Source organism: Pseudomonas sp. ASL9 (assembly GCF_056680335.1).
Window position 1 is genome coordinate 2,501,270 of record NZ_CM155277.1, and the last position, 15,820, is coordinate 2,517,089.

Below are 15,820 nucleotides of genomic sequence, written 5' to 3' on the forward strand. Positions count from 1 at the left end.
CGCACGCTTGCCCGCGATGGGTCGCTAAGCGGCCGCAGACAGCTTACTGGTGATATTGCGCCGACAGTTCGTGCACAGCTTCCATGAAGACGCCTGCGTTGGCTGGGTCGACTTCTGGGGTGATGCCATGACCGAGGTTGAAGACGTGGCCCGTGCCGCTGCCATAGCGGGCGAGGATGCGGGCGACTTCGGTGCGGATGGCGGTAGGGTTAGCGTAAAGCACGGTAGGGTCCATGTTGCCTTGCAACGCGACTTTGTTGCCGACGCGTCGACGTGCTTCTCCGATGTCGCAGGTCCAGTCCAGGCCCAAGGCATCAGCACCGGCGTCGGCGATGCTTTCAAGCCACAGCCCGCCGCCTTTGGTGAACAGGATGACCGGCACTTTGCGCCCGTCGTGTTCACGGATCAGGCCGCTGACAATTTTACGCATGTAGGCCAGGGAGAACTCCTGATACGCGGCGTCCGACAGGCTGCCACCCCAACTGTCGAAGATCTGCACCGCTTGCGCGCCCGCGAGAATCTGGCCGTTGAGGTACGAGGTCACCGACTGCGCCAGTTTATCCAGCAGCAGGTGCATGGCTTGTGGGTTGTCGTAGAGCATAGCCTTAGACTTGCGGAAGTCTTTCGACGAGCCGCCTTCGACCATGTAGGTCGCCAGGGTCCATGGGCTGCCGGAGAAGCCGATCAGCGGTACACGGCCGTTGAGTTCACGGCGGATGGTGCTGACCGCGTCCATCACATAACCCAGGTCTTTCTGCGGATCAGGAATCGGCAGGGCTTCGATATCGGCCAGGGTGGAGACGGTTTTTTTGAAGCGCGGACCTTCCCCGGTTTCGAAGTACAGGCCCAGGCCCATGGCGTCGGGGATGGTCAGAATGTCAGAAAACAGGATCGCCGCGTCCAGTTGCGGGTAGCGATCCAGCGGTTGCAGAGTGACTTCGCACGCGAACTCCGGGTTCATGCACAAGCTCATGAAATCACCGGCCTTGGCCCGACTGGCGCGGTATTCCGGCAGGTAGCGACCGGCCTGACGCATCATCCACACCGGGGTGACATCGACGGGTTGCTTGAGCAGGGCACGAAGGAAACGGTCGTTCTTCAGGGCAGTCATGTCGGCATCCGGTTAAAAAGTGCGGGTATTTTCTCAGAGCGCAACGCAAAAGGCACGGCATGAGCCGTGCCTTTTATATATTGAGGCAATTTGTCGCAGAAATCAGAGGCCACGCCACCCTGTCGGGGTGATCACAGCCCCAGGTAATCCAGAATCCCTTCGGCAGCGTTGCGGCCCTCGAAGATCGCTGTCACCACCAGGTCAGACCCGCGAACCATGTCGCCACCGGCGAAGATTTTCGGGTTGCTGGTCTGGTGCTTGAACTGCGCCTGTTCCGGGGCAATGACGCGACCCTGGCTGTCAGTCTGGATGCTGAACTCCTCAAACCACAACGACGGGCTTGGACGGAAACCGAATGCGATGACCACGGCATCAGCCGGGATGATTTCTTCGGAGCCCGGGATTGGCTCGGGGCTGCGGCGGCCGCGGGCGTCTGGTTCGCCGAGACGGGTCTCGACCACCTTAACGCCTTCGACCCGATCTTCGCCAACGATAGCGATGGGCTGACGGTTATAGAGGAATCTCACCCCTTCTTCCTTGGCGTTCTTCACTTCTTTGCGCGAGCCGGGCATGTTCGCTTCGTCGCGACGATAAGCACAGGTCACCGATTTGGCGCCCTGGCGGATCGCGGTGCGGTTGCAGTCCATCGCGGTGTCACCACCGCCGAGCACCACAATCTTCTTGCCCTTCATGTCGACGAAATCTTCCGGCGACTTTTCGAAGCCCAGATTGCGGTTGACGTTGGCAATCAGGTAATCCAGCGCATCGTGCACGCCTGGCAGGTCTTCACCGGCAAAGCCACCCTTCATGTAGGTGTAGGTGCCCATGCCCATGAACACGGCATCGTATTCTTCAAGCAGTTGATCGATGGTGACGTCTTTGCCGACTTCGGTATTGAGGCGAAACTCGATACCCATGCCGGTGAAGACTTCGCGGCGATTGCTCAGCACGCTTTTTTCCAGCTTGAACTCCGGGATGCCGAAGGTCAGCAGACCGCCGATTTCCGGGTTCTTGTCGAACACCACCGGGGTCACGCCACCGCGCACCAGCACGTCGGCACACCCCAGGCCCGCAGGCCCGGCACCGATCACCGCAACACGTTTGCCGGTCGATTTGACCTTGGACATGTCTGGACGCCAGCCCATGGCAAAGGCGGTGTCGGTGATGTATTTCTCCACCGAACCGATGGTGACCGCGCCAAAACCGTCGTTAAGGGTGCAGGCACCCTCGCACAGACGATCCTGAGGGCAAACCCGGCCGCAGACTTCCGGCAGGGTGTTGGTCTGGTGCGACAGCTCTGCGGCCGCCAGGATATTGCCTTCGGCCACCAGCTTGAGCCAGTTGGGAATGAAGTTGTGCACCGGGCACTTCCATTCGCAATACGGGTTACCGCAACCCAGGCAGCGGTGGGCCTGATCGGCCGACTGCTGGGGTTTGAACGGTTCGTAGATCTCTACGAACTCTTTCTTGCGTTGACGCAACAGTTTCTTCTTCGGATCTTTGCGCCCGACCTCGATGAACTGGAAGTCATTATTCAGACGTTCAGCCATGTTAAAACCTCATCAAACACTTCAGGCGCATATCACTGCGGGTTGGCACGGGTGCTGGAAAGCAACGATTTCAAGCTGGCAGCCTTAGGCTTGACCAACCAGAACCGACGCAGGTAGTCGTCGAGGTTTTCGGTGAGGTGGCGACCCCACTCACTATTGGTTTCCTCGACGTATTCGGCCAGCACGCGTTGCAGGTGACTGCGATAAGCCTCCATCGTTTCGCCGCTGATCCGTTGGATTTCCACCAGTTCGTGGTTGACCTTGTCAACGAAGGTGTTGTCCTGGTCCAGCACGTAGGCGAAACCACCGGTCATACCGGAACCGAAGTTGTAGCCCGTTTTACCCAGTACACAGACGAAACCGCCTGTCATGTATTCACAGCAGTGATCGCCCGTGCCTTCCACGACGGTGTGGGCACCGGAGTTTCGCACGCCAAAACGCTCGCCAGCCGTACCGGCCGCGAACAGTTTGCCGCCGGTTGCGCCATACAAACAGGTGTTGCCGATGATGGCGCTGTCCTGGGACTTGTACGCGCTGCCAATGGGCGGAACGATGACCAGCTTGCCGCCGGTCATGCCTTTGCCGACGTAGTCGTTGGCGTCGCCTTCCAGGTACATGTTCAAGCCACCGACGTTCCACACGCCGAAACTTTGCCCGGCCGTGCCTTTGAAGCGGAACGTGATCGGCGCCTTGGCCATGCCCTGGTTGCCGTGCAGCTTGGCGACTTCGCCGGAAATCCGCGCGCCGATGGACCGGTCGCAGTTGCAAATATTCATCGAGAAGTCCGCACCGCTGAGGCCAACGATTGCAGGTTTGGCCATCTCGACCATTTCCTCGGCCAGCAAGCCTTTATCAAACGGCGGGTTGCGCTCCACTTTGCAGAATTGGGGCTTGTCCGCCGGGATGTAATCGCTACCCAACAGCGGCGTCAAATCCAAGTGCTGCTGCTTGGCGGTTTCGCCTGGCAGGATTTCCAGCAGGTCGGTACGCCCGATCAGTTCTTCGAGGGTGCGAACGCCCAGTTTGGCCAACCACTCACGGGTCTCTTCGGCGACGAAGGTGAAGAAGTTCACCACCATGTCGACGGTGCCGATGTAGTGATCTTTGCGCAGCTTCTCGTTCTGCGTCGCCACGCCGGTGGCGCAGTTGTTCAGGTGGCAGATGCGCAGGTATTTGCAGCCCAGGGCGATCATTGGCGCGGTGCCGAAGCCGAAGCTTTCAGCGCCAAGAATGGCCGCCTTGATCACGTCCAGACCGGTTTTCAGACCCCCATCGGTCTGCACCCGGACTTTGCCGCGCAGGTCGTTGCCGCGCAGAGTCTGGTGCGTTTCGGCCAAGCCGAGTTCCCACGGAGCGCCCGCGTATTTGATCGAGGTCAGCGGCGAAGCACCGGTGCCACCGTCGTAACCGGAGATGGTGATCAGGTCGGCGTAAGCCTTGGCCACACCGGCCGCGATGGTGCCAACGCCCGCCTCTGCCACCAACTTGACCGAAACCAACGCAGCAGGGTTGACCTGTTTCAGGTCAAAAATCAGCTGCGACAAGTCTTCGATGGAGTAGATGTCGTGATGCGGCGGTGGTGAAATCAGGGTCACGCCAGGCACCGCATAACGCAGCTTGGCGATCAAACCGTTGACCTTGCCACCGGGCAACTGCCCGCCTTCGCCGGGCTTGGCGCCCTGCGCGACTTTGATCTGCAGCACTTCGGCGTTGACCAGGTATTCAGCGGTAACACCAAAACGGCCGGTCGCTACTTGCTTGATCTTCGAGCTTTTCGCCGTGCCGTAACGCACAGGGTCTTCGCCGCCCTCACCGGAGTTAGAGCGTGCGCCCAAGCGGTTCATCGCTTCGGCCAAGGCTTCGTGCGCCTCGGGTGACAGCGCGCCGAGGGAAATCCCCGCGGAGTCGAAGCGCTTGAGGATTTTCTCCAGCGGTTCGATTTCTTCAATCGCCAACGGCTGATCGAGGGTCGTGACCTTGAGCAGGTCGCGAAGCATCGACACCGGACGGTTGTCCACTAACGCCGTGTATTCCTTGAACTTGCTGTAATCACCTTGCTGCACGGCGGCTTGCAAGGTGCTGACAACGTCCGGGTTGTACGCGTGGTATTCACCGCCATACACAAACTTGAGCAGACCGCCCTGCTGGATCGGCTTGCGCGGGCTCCAGGCTTCGAGGGCCAACAGCTTCTGTTCGGCTTCGAGGTCGACGAAACGCGCACCCTTGATCCGGCTTGGCACGCCACGGAAGCTCAGGTTGACGATTTCATCGGCCAAGCCAATAGCTTCGAACAACTGCGCACCACGGTAAGACGCGACGGTCGAAATACCCATCTTCGACAGGATTTTCAGCAGCCCTTTGGAGATGCCTTTGCGGTAGTACTTGAACGCTTCGTCCAGGTCCGCAAGCACTTCGCCGGTACGGATCAAGTCGGCCAGCACTTCATAAGCGAGGTACGGGTAGATCGCCGACGCGCCGAAGCCCATCAACACTGCAAAGTGGTGCGGGTCACGAGCGGTGGCCGTTTCAACTAGGATGTTGCTGTCGCAACGCAGGCCACACGCGGTCAGACGGTGATGCACGGCACCCACCGCCAACGAGGCGTGAGCAGGCAACCTGCCTGGCGCGATGTTACGGTCACTCAGCACCAGTTGGGTCTTGCCGGCACGCACGGCTTCTTCGGCCTGATCGGCGATGTTGCGCACTGCGGCTTCGAGCCCGAGGCTCTCGTCATAGTTGAGGTCGATGAAGTGACGCTCGAAACCTGGACGATCCAGGGTCATCAACGCGCGCCATTTCGCAGGAGAGATGACCGGCGTGCTGAGGATCACGCGTGAAGCGTGCTCAGCCGATTCCTGGAAGATGTTGCGCTCGGCACCCAGGCAGATCTCAAGCGACATGACGATCGCTTCACGCAGCGGGTCGATGGGCGGGTTGGTCACCTGCGCGAACTGCTGACGGAAATAATCGTAAGGCGTACGTACACGCTGGGACAACACGGCCATTGGCGTGTCATCACCCATCGAACCAACGGCTTCCTGACCCTGTTCGGCCAACGGACGCAGCACCTGATCACGCTCTTCGAAGGTGACCTGGAACATTTTCATGTATTGCTTGAGCTGGTCAGTGTCGTAGCTGGCCACGCCTTGGTCGTCGGCCAGCGTCGCCTGGATACGCAAGGCGTTCTTGCGCAGCCACTGCTTGTACGGATGACGCGACTTCAAGCGGTTGTCGATGGCGTCGGTGTCAAGGATCTGACCGGTCTCGGTGTCTACCGCGAAGATCTGCCCTGGGCCGACACGGCCCTTGGCGATGACGTCTTCAGGCTGGTAGTTCCACACGCCAATCTCTGACGCCAAGGTGATGTAGCCATTCTTGGTGGTGACCCAGCGTGCCGGGCGCAGACCGTTACGGTCGAGCAGGCAGACCGCATGGCGACCATCGGTCATGACCACGCCGGCCGGGCCATCCCACGGTTCCATGTGCATGGAGTTGTATTCGTAGAACGCGCGCAGTTCGGCGTCCATGGTCTCGGCGTTCTGCCACGCAGGCGGAATGAGCATGCGCACGCCACGGAACAGGTCGATACCACCAGTGACCATCAGCTCAAGCATGTTGTCCATGCTCGAAGAGTCGGAGCCCACGCTGTTAACCAGCGGGCCCAGTTCTTCCAGATCGGGGATCAACTCATTGGCGAACTTGGTGCGACGGGCCTGTGCCCAGTTGCGGTTGCCCGTGATGGTGTTGATCTCGCCGTTATGGGCAAGGAAACGGAACGGCTGAGCCAGCGGCCATTTCGGCAGGGTGTTGGTGGAAAAGCGCTGGTGGAACACGCAAATCGCAGTTTGCAGGCGTTTGTCACTGAGGTCCGGGTAGAAGGCCGTCAGGTCCGCCGGCATCATCAAGCCTTTATAGATGATGGTCTTGTGCGAAAAGCTGCAGATGTAGTGATCGGTGTCCGCGGCGTTAGCTACCGATGACCGGCGACGGGAGCTGAACAGCTTGATCGCGAACTGCTGATCGCTCAAACCTTCGCCACCAATGAACACCTGCTCGATTTGCGGCAGACGCTCCAGGGCCAGGCGGCCGAGCACGCTGGTGTCGATGGGTACTTTGCGCCAACCGATCAGTTGCAGGCCTGCGGCCAGGATTTCGCGATTCATGTTCTCGCGCGCTGCTTCTGCCTTGGCGGTGTCCTGATTGAAGAACACCATCCCGACGGCGTACTGCTTGGGCAAATCGCTGCCGAAGTGTTCGCTGGCGATTGCGCGCAGGAACAGATCCGGTTTCTGTATCAACAGGCCACAGCCGTCGCCGGTCTTGCCGTCGGCGTTGATCCCACCGCGGTGGGTCATGCAGGTCAGGGCTTCGATAGCCGTTTGCAACAGGTTATGACTGGGTTCGCCCTGCATATGCGCAATCAGGCCGAAACCACAGTTATCCTTGAATTCATCTGGATGGTACAGACCTGCTTTCATAGACACTTTCTCACCAGGCTGCCTCTTGTCGAGGCAAATTTCTCTTCAATTCAAACACTTACCATCCGCGCCGGACGTGTGCCAGCTTTGCGGGGGCAAATGGGAGGTCATTGTACACACCGACACAAAGGCTCACAAATTTAACGACCAACAGCCGTAAATCTATGTCGCATTAATGAAAGGTTTAAAGCCAGATAATGTGCTAGCTCAAGCATTTTTACGAGCCCAGCCTGCGCGCCCCAAAACATTTATGACGTCTGGGACGCAGACACCACAAGGCGCGCTGCTCGAAAGCAGCACGCACATGCGATATTCCGGGAGTGCAGTGCCAGCGGCCTGGATAAGGCCGCTGCGACTTCAGTGCGTTGCAGCCAGATCCTGTTGGACGCTGGCGACAGTACGAGGCCAAGGTTTACCAGCCTGAACCTTGGCTGGCAATACCTGGATGGCTGCAAGAGCAGCAGCGCGGTCAGGAAAACTGCCGTAGGTCACGACATACAGGGGTTTGCCCTGCAGGGTTTTCTTGAAGTACCGGTACTCGCCACCTTGCTCTTTTACGAACGTCTGGGCAGTGGCTTCCGAGCTGGTACCTAGGATTTGCACGACATAGTGGGCAGGTGCCTGGCCGGCATACCAGCTACCGGTCGAAGCCGGCTTGGCAGCGGCAACAGCTGGTTTCTCCACAGCCTTGGGCGCTGGCTTGGCCGTCGCGACCTGGACTGGCGCCGGTTTGATCGCTGGCGCTAGAGGCTTGGCGGCGACAACAGGACGGGGGGCTGGCGTCGGTGCAGGCGTCGGTACCGGGCCTGCTGGCACGCCCACCGGCGGAGAAGTGGTCGTAACAGTCGGCGGCTGGAGGCCGCTTACGGGACCACCCTCATCGCTATCGCCATCGCCTCCAGCTTCGGCCAGAGGGCCACGCATGACAGGTTGCGACTTGCCGACCAGAGGCAAAGGCATCGGCTGCGAGTTACCGGCAAACTCAATGGCCGGGCCACCCTGATTATTCGATTGTTGAGCACTTGGCTGCCCCTGACCCAGCGGCAGTTGTGCTTGCGCATTCGCCGGTGGCGTAGCAGGCGCGGTGGCGCTGTTATTGCTGCTGCGGCCTGGCATCAGCCATGCGGCCATTATCCCGACCACGACTACTGCACCCAAAGCCAACACATGTTTCTTCGGCATTTTGAACCCCATACTTGGACGCTTGACCGCTGTGCGGCTGGCGATCATCGCTTCGATCATTGCATCGCGGGCGACCTGGTTGATCGCGCCCGGCCAACCATCGGAGTGCTCATGTATCTCGGTGATCTGATCAGCCGTGAACAACTCGATGCCTTGACCTGCACCGTCCAGGCGCTGAGCCAGGTACTCGCGGGTTTCTTCTTCGGTGTACGGTTGCAGCTCAATGACGTGGAAACGTTCTTCCTCGGCGCTGAGCTGATCCAGACGGTCGATCAATGACGACTCGCCGAACAGGAACACATGCGGGCGACCTTCCGGCGTGCCTGCTGCCAATCCGAGCAAAGCTTCGAGTGCGGATTCGCCAAGTTGTTCGGCGTCGTCCACCAATAAGTAGACCTCCTGTCCGGTCAGCGCCAATTGCACGACCTGAGACAAGATGGCGCGCATTTCCGCCTGAGCCACATTCAGCGCCTGAGCCACCTGGCGCATGACGCCCGCAGCGTCGCTGGCGCCACGCGCAGAAACCACCACACTCTGCACTGATTGCTTGTTGGTGCTGGCGACCAACGCCTGACGCAGCAACGTTTTACCGCTGCCTTGGGGGCCCGTGACCACTAACAGCAATTGGCTATAGCGTGCCAAATGATGAAGCTGACCGAGCACCGGTTTACGCTGAGCCGGGAAGAACTTGAAGCCAGGTACCCGCGCAGCAAAGGGGTCATGACTCAACTGGAAATGGCCGAGAAAGGCCTCGTCGGCGTGCAAACTAGTCATGGATTCTCATTAACCTCTAAGCTGATCCACCAAGGCGCGGTAGTCCGCTCCCAGCGTGGCCTGTAATACTTCTTTTGGATAATCGGCAGTCACAACGGCCTCGCCGATCCGCCGTAGCAGGACCAGACGCAAGCGACCATCGATCACCTTCTTGTCGATTGCCATGTGCTCAAGGAAGTCATCCTCGGTCATCTCTTCTGGCGGCACGACCGGCAGCCCTGCGCGCTGAAACAGACGAATCCCGCGATCACGCTCCTGCGAGGTGATCCACCCCAGACGCGCAGACATTTCAAGCGCCATCACGGTGCCCGCCGCCACGGCTTCACCATGCAGCCAGACGCCATAACCCATGTGGGTTTCGATAGCATGACCAAAGGTATGGCCCAGGTTCAGGGTCGCACGCACACCCGTCTCACGCTCATCGGCACCGACCACCGCAGCCTTGGCCGCACAAGAGCGCTCAATGGCAACCGTCAGGGCCGCTTGATCAAGGGCCCGCAACTGATCGACGTTTTCTTCCAGCCAAACCAGGAACGGCTCATCGCAGATCAGGCCGTATTTGATGACCTCAGCCAGACCCGCCGACAACTCGCGCGCAGGCAAGGTATTGAGCGTGGCGGTGTCGATCAGCACCACATTGGGCTGATAGAAAGCGCCCACCATGTTCTTGCCCAGCGGATGGTTGATCCCGGTCTTGCCACCCACCGACGAGTCCACCTGGGACAGCAAGGTGGTCGGCACCTGGATGAAGTCCACGCCGCGCTGATAACAGGCCGCAGCAAAACCGGCCATGTCACCAATAACCCCGCCGCCCAAGGCGATAACGGTGGTGCGGCGATCATGCCGAGCCGTGAGCAAGGCGTCGAAAATAGTTTGCAACGTTTCCCAGTTTTTGAAGGCTTCACCATCGGGAAGTATCACTGGCAGCACGTTGTAAGCGCTCAGCGTGCGGGTCAATCGTTCAAGGTAGAGAGGCGCAACGGTCGCATTGGAAACAATCGCCACCTGCCGTCCGGCGATGTGCGGCGCCAGGAGATCAGGCCGATCCAACAAGCCTTCGCCAATGTAAATCGGGTAGCTTCGCTCGCCCAGATCGACCTTAAGTGTCTGCATGTGTCCCCACGTTGATTAACAAATGCGCATGCCGCGCCATCGCTGAATTCAGGTTATAAAATCATGGTGGTGATAAAAATCATGGCCTTACGCCACTTGTCGACGCGGCAGTAATGCGCCGGAGGATAACGCATTTCCGCACGCACATTAACGGGGAGCAAGCTCGGCCAGGCGGATGAGAATGTCCAGAACGACCATCCGCGGCGGTCGCTCATCGGTTTCCACCACCAGATCGGCGATTTCCCGGTAGAGCGGATCACGGATTGCCAGTAGTTCGCGCAACACGCGCGCAGGGTCGGCGTTACGCAGCAAGGGCCGGTTGCGATCACGGGCGGTACGTCCGACCTGCTGCTCCACCGAGGCATGCAAATACACCACACGCCCACCAGCATGCAGAGCCTGACGGTTTTCACTGCGCATCACAGCGCCACCGCCAGTCGCCAGCACGATACCGTCGGATGCGCACAGCTCAGCGATCATCGCCTGCTCGCGGTCGCGAAAGCCCGGCTCGCCTTCCTTATCGAAAATCCACGGGATATTGGCGCCGGTACGCAGTTCAATTTCCTTGTCGGAATCTTTGAACGGCAATCGCAGCTCTTTGGCCAGCAAACGACCGATGGTGCTTTTGCCTGCCCCCATCGGTCCAACAAGTATCAAATTTCGCACAGAATCAACGACTCACAGCAATCGCCTGGTTGTTCATGATACGCGGAGTCAGGAATACCAGCAGCTCGGATTTTGCCTCTGAAACCACGTCACGCCGGAAAAGCCGGCCAACATACGGGACATCGCCGAGAAATGGCACCTTGTCGACGGTTTTAGTTTGCGTATTGGAAAATACTCCGCCGATGACGATGGTCTCACCGTCGGAAACAAGCACCTTCGCATTGACCTCGTTTTTGTTGATAGGCGGCTGGCCGAGGACAGCATTGGCGTAATCCGGCTGATCCTTGGTGACCTTGACCTCCATGATGATACGGTTGTCCGGGGTAATCTGCGGAGTCACTTCCAGCGAGAGGACCGCCAGTTTAAATTCAATGCTCGTCGCGCCGCTGGAGCTGGCTTGCTGATACGGAATTTCAGTACCTTTGAGAATTTTCGCGGTCTCTTTGTCGGAGGTCACAACCTTGGGCTGGGAGACGACTTCACCGTTGCCGGTTTTTTCCATGGCACTGAGCTGAAGGTCCAGCAGCGTGTTATCGGTCAAGAATGAGATACCGATCGCCGAGGTTGCATTGGCCGCCCCCATGTCGACATACGGGGAGTTGAGGTTAGGTGTCGTGCCCGTAGCCGTAGTCACCAACCCACGCCCGCCGGCAGTGAACTTGCCGTTACCGCTAGCATTCGTCGAGCCACCCCATTGCACGCCCAACGCTTTGTCGTAACCGACGTTAGCTTCGACGATGCGGGCTTCGATCATCACCTGACGCACCGGTATATCCAGCTGCGAGACGATCCGGCGCAGCTCATCGAGACGGTCCTGAGTCTGGTAGGCAATGATGTTGTTAGTGCGATCATCAACGGTGATCGAGCCGCGCTCATCGGTTTTCGCATCGGCGTTGGTGACCGACTGGAACAGCTTGGCGATGTCTGCAGCCTTGGCGTAGTTCACTTGCAGCAGCTCGCGACGCAACGGCGCCAACTCGGCAATCTGCTTCATTGACTCCAGCTCCTGACGTTCGCGGGCGGCGATTTCATCCGCTGGCGCAACCAACAGGACATTACCAATTTTACGTTTATCCAAGCCTTTGGTTTTCAGCACCAGATCCAGCGCCTGATCCCACGGCACATTCTGCAAGCGCAAGGTAATCCCGCCCTGCACCGTGTCACTGGCAACCAGGTTGAGGTTGGTGAAATCGGCAATCAATTGCAGGACCGAGCGAACGTCGATTTCCTGGAAGTTCAGCGACAGTTTTTCCCCGGTGTAGACGGGCTTGTCTGCGTTGCGTCGGTCCAGGTCCTCAGTCGTCAGCGGCCGCACACTGATGGTCAATTTGTTGTCCGTTTGATAGGCAGAATAATCAAATGCCCCTGTCGGCTCGATGCTGATACTGGCTTTGTCCCCCACTGTGCTGGAATTGACGAACTGCACAGGTGTGGCGAAATCCTTGACGTCCAGTCGAACGCGCAAAGGCTCCGGCAACTGGGTTTTGGCGAAATCCACGCGAATCTTGCCGCCCTGCTCCTGAATGTCCGGAGCGATGCCCGGGTCGCTCAGCTCGATGACGACATTACCCTCGCCCAACGCACCGCGCTGGAAATCGATGTTCCTGATCGCCTTACCCATGGACACGTAGGGCTTGGCAGGCGCTGAAGCCGGAACTGAAACCCGTGCAGCGCCCTTCGCAGCGACTGGCTGGGAACCCTGAGCAGACGCCGCCCCCTTGCCCACGACGACGAACAGGTTGTTACCCTCGACCCGCGAGCTGTAAGGCGCCAATACCGTCATATTAATAATCACGCGCGTACGGTCTTTGGCCTCGACCACTACCACGCTACGCGCATTACCCATGCCCAGGTCGCGACTTTTGGTCGCCAGTTGACTGGTCACACCGGGCAAATCCAGGGCAATTCGTGCCGGCTGCTCGGTGGTATAGCCGTGCGGTGCGGCGATAGGGCCGTCGAAGGTCAGCTTCAACTCGACCCGATCTCCTGGCAAAGCGGCGACATCCAGCGCTTTCAAATTAGCTGCCTGGAGCATCGGCGAAGCCATCGCTATCCATAGCGAAACACCGATAACCGAGAAAATCCTAGTCATTATCAATTTCCGTTGTGCTGAGCCGAGGGTGTTGTACATGCTTGACCCTGCCCGTTTAAGAGCGTTCTTTGAGGGAAATACTGCGTGGCCGTTCGAGCCAGGCACCCTCTCCATCAGGAACTATTTCGACGACATCGACCTGCGAATCGCTGATTGAAACGATGCGCCCATGATTGCGTCCCAGATAATCGCCGACTTTCATTCGGTACACACCACCGCCACCGCGCATCAGGGCAAACGTCCCCGAAGCGTTGGCCATGGTGCCGACCATTTCGAATTGCTCGATATTGAATCCTTCGAGGAATTGCTTGACCCGTGTTTCATCTGGCTTGACCTGCTGCGAGCCCTTCTGCCGGCTGACCAAACTAACCTTGATCGGCGGCTGAAACGGGCTGCGCAACGACGCAGCGCTGTATGTGAACGCCTCGTAAGCGCGGAACTTAGGTAATGGCTCGATCACGCCGGTGGGCCGTAGGCGAACTTCATCCATATAGCCCTGCAAGTCGCCAAACGGGTTGCCATTATCGCAACCGGCCAGACTGATCAAGGCCAAACTCATGCACAGCAGTCGAGTGGCCCTCATGGCTGCAGCCCTTTATCGTTGTAGCGGTAGGTCTTGGCCAGAATGGTCATGCGCAGCTTTTGCGTACTGCCGGGGTCCACTGGTTTGATCTCGAAATCATGCAGGGTCACGATGCGCGGCAGACTGGCCACACCACTGACGAAGGTCGCCAGGTCGTGATAGGCACCGACCACGGTGATCTGGATCGGCAATTCGATATAGAACTGCTGGGCCGCTTCCGGCAGCAACTTGATCTCTTCGAACTCAAGACCACTGCCCAGTCCGGTGCGGGTGATGTCTTCGAGCAACCCCGGGACTTCAGTGTCGCTGGGCAATTGCCGCAACAACGCGCCAAAGGAAGTTTCCATCTCGGTCATCTGCGCTTTGTAGGCGTTCAGATTCGCCGCCTTGAACGCCTTCGTAGCAAATTGCTCTTTGAGCGTGACTTCGTTCGCCCGCGATTGATCAAGCTGATCCTGCAGGTCTTTAAGGTAAAAGTTGTAGCCCAGCGCCAGCACGACGATCAGCAACAGCGCCCCGGACATGAATTTGACCGTTGCTGGCCATGAGCCAAGGTTGTGCACGTCCAGGTCGTTGAAGTCGATCTTGCGAAGGCTCTCCAGCCACTCCCTTGGATTCATGGTTTGGCCCCTTCAACCACCGGTTGGGTCTGACGCACCGTTAACTTGAAGGTGTTTGCTTGATCCACCGTCCCCGCCGTGGTGGCTTTGACCTCGGTAAGGCTCGGCGCCTCCAGCCAATCGGAGGCCTCGAAGTTACGCATCAGGTCCGAAACACGGTTGTTCGATTCAGCAACGCCGCCAATGCTAATAAGCTTGCCAGCCATTTTTACGTCCGTGAAATACACGCCATCAGGCAAAGTACGCGCCAACTGATCGAAAATCCGCCCGATGATCGGGCGATTGCCTTGCAGGTCCTGGATGATTTTCATCCGTTCCAGCAATTGCTTGCGCCGCGCCTTGAGCTCGCTGATTTCTTTTATCCGGTCATCGAGCTGGGCAATTTCTTTTTGCACATAGGCATTGCGCGATACTTGGTGATCGACGGCATTGCTGATGTATTGATCGCCGAGGAAGATCACGCCAACGGCAATGACCAATACCCCGGCGAGCGCCGTCAGGAACTGCTTCTTGCGCTCTTCGCGCAGTTGTTCGCGCCACGGTAGCAGGTTGATCCGCGCCATCAGTCAAAGCTCCTTAGCGCCAGACCGCAGGCAATCATCAAGGCCGGTGCATCGCTTGCCAGCGCCCCCGCATTGACCTTGTTGCCCAGTGCCATGTCGGCGAACGGGTTGGCCACGAGCGTGGGCGTACCAAGGCGTTGCTGAATCAAATGGTCCAGACCTGCGATGGAGGAGGTACCGCCCGCCAGCATGATGTAGTCCACGGCGTTGTACTGCCCCGCCGCAAAGAAGAACTGCAGTGAGCGCGTTACTTGCTGAACCACAGCGTCCTTGAACGGTTGGAGCACCTCGCTGACATAGTCATCCGGCAAACCGCCCTGCTTCTTCGCCAGGCCCGCCTCTTCTACCGCCAGGCCATAACGGCGCTGAATTTCTTCGGTCAATTGCCGGCCGCCGAACAATTGCTCCCGGGTGTAGATAATCCGGCCGTTGTGCAGCACGCTCAGGGTGGTCATGGTGGCACCGATGTCGACCACCGCCACGGTCAACTGCTCGTGGTCGTTGCCCAACTGCGCAGAGAGCAAGCCGAAAGCACGTTCCAGCGCATACGCTTCGACATCCACGACCTTGGCAGTGAGGCCCGCCAGCGCCAGGGCGGCTTCGCGAACCTCTACGTTTTCCTTGCGGCAGGCGGCGAGCAGGACATCGACACGCTCTGGGTTGCGCGCGGAATAACCCTGCACTTCAAAATCGATGGCGACTTCTTCGAGGGGGTACGGAATGTACTGGTCAGCTTCAATCTTGAGCTGGCTTTCCATATCGTCGTCTGACAGGCCGGCGTCCATCTCGATGGTCTTGGTGATCACGGCGGAACCGGCCACCGCCACAGCGACGCTCTTGACGTTAGTCTTGGCCTTGATCAGCACGCGTGACAACGCATGACCCACGCCCTCGAGATCAGCGATGTTTTTTTCGACTACAGCGTTGGCTGGCAGCGGCTCGACCGCATAGGACTCAACTTTGTAGCGGGTGCCGGAGCGACTCAATTCAAGAAGCTTTACCGAGGTGGAGCTAATATCGATCCCTAGAAGGGCATGAGCCTTCTTACCGAAGAGTTCGAACACATCCGTTTCCCTATGAGTTTCCGT

11 protein-coding genes are annotated in these 15,820 nt (G+C 58.7%); all 11 read right to left on the reverse strand.

Going from position 1 to position 15,820, the window contains the following annotated elements; genetic code table 11:
- Positions 1–43 precede the first annotated feature (43 nt).
- Positions 44–1,111, reverse strand: a complete 1,068-nt coding sequence (gene hemE / locus AC1ME2_RS11565) for a uroporphyrinogen decarboxylase (protein WP_480441257.1) — start codon at positions 1,109–1,111, stop codon at positions 44–46.
- Between the two features lie 131 nt (positions 1,112–1,242).
- Positions 1,243–2,661 (reverse strand): FAD-dependent oxidoreductase, encoded by a 1,419-nt coding sequence (locus tag AC1ME2_RS11570; RefSeq protein ID WP_480441259.1) that lies wholly within the window; start codon positions 2,659–2,661, stop codon positions 1,243–1,245.
- Between the two features lie 32 nt (positions 2,662–2,693).
- Complete coding sequence (gltB, locus tag AC1ME2_RS11575; RefSeq protein WP_480441261.1) at positions 2,694–7,139, reverse strand: glutamate synthase large subunit; 4,446 nt, start codon at positions 7,137–7,139, stop codon at positions 2,694–2,696.
- Between the two features lie 357 nt (positions 7,140–7,496).
- The gene (locus AC1ME2_RS11580; RefSeq protein ID WP_480441263.1) at positions 7,497–9,095 is read right to left on the reverse strand and encodes an AAA family ATPase; all 1,599 of its coding nucleotides are present in this window, start codon (positions 9,093–9,095) and stop codon (positions 7,497–7,499) included.
- 9 nt (positions 9,096–9,104) lie between these two features.
- Positions 9,105–10,208: a 3-dehydroquinate synthase gene (aroB, locus tag AC1ME2_RS11585; protein ID WP_480441265.1), complete on the reverse strand. Its 1,104-nt coding sequence runs from the start codon at positions 10,206–10,208 to the stop codon at positions 9,105–9,107.
- 147 nt (positions 10,209–10,355) lie between these two features.
- Complete coding sequence (aroK, locus tag AC1ME2_RS11590) at positions 10,356–10,874, reverse strand: shikimate kinase AroK (protein ID WP_480441267.1); 519 nt, start codon at positions 10,872–10,874, stop codon at positions 10,356–10,358.
- Between the two features lie 4 nt (positions 10,875–10,878).
- Positions 10,879–12,966, reverse strand: a complete 2,088-nt coding sequence (locus AC1ME2_RS11595) for a type IV pilus secretin PilQ (protein ID WP_480441269.1) — start codon at positions 12,964–12,966, stop codon at positions 10,879–10,881.
- A 55-nt stretch (positions 12,967–13,021) separates the two neighbouring features.
- Positions 13,022–13,549, reverse strand: coding sequence for a type 4a pilus biogenesis lipoprotein PilP (pilP, locus tag AC1ME2_RS11600; RefSeq protein ID WP_480441271.1), 528 nt, complete (start codon positions 13,547–13,549; stop codon positions 13,022–13,024).
- Positions 13,546–14,169 carry a type 4a pilus biogenesis protein PilO gene (gene pilO, locus AC1ME2_RS11605; RefSeq protein WP_480441273.1) on the reverse strand — a complete coding sequence of 208 codons (624 nt, stop codon included), beginning with the start codon at positions 14,167–14,169 and terminating at the stop codon, positions 13,546–13,548. Before pilO ends, pilP begins: the two co-directional genes overlap by 4 nt.
- Positions 14,166–14,732, reverse strand: a complete 567-nt coding sequence (locus AC1ME2_RS11610) for a PilN domain-containing protein (RefSeq protein ID WP_480441275.1) — start codon at positions 14,730–14,732, stop codon at positions 14,166–14,168. Before AC1ME2_RS11610 ends, pilO begins: the two co-directional genes overlap by 4 nt.
- On the reverse strand, positions 14,732–15,796 hold the full coding sequence (locus AC1ME2_RS11615) for a pilus assembly protein PilM (protein WP_480441276.1): 1,065 nt from the start codon (positions 15,794–15,796) through the stop codon (positions 14,732–14,734). The genes AC1ME2_RS11610 and AC1ME2_RS11615 overlap by 1 nt, the downstream gene beginning before the upstream one ends.
- Positions 15,797–15,820: the final 24 nt, after the last annotated feature.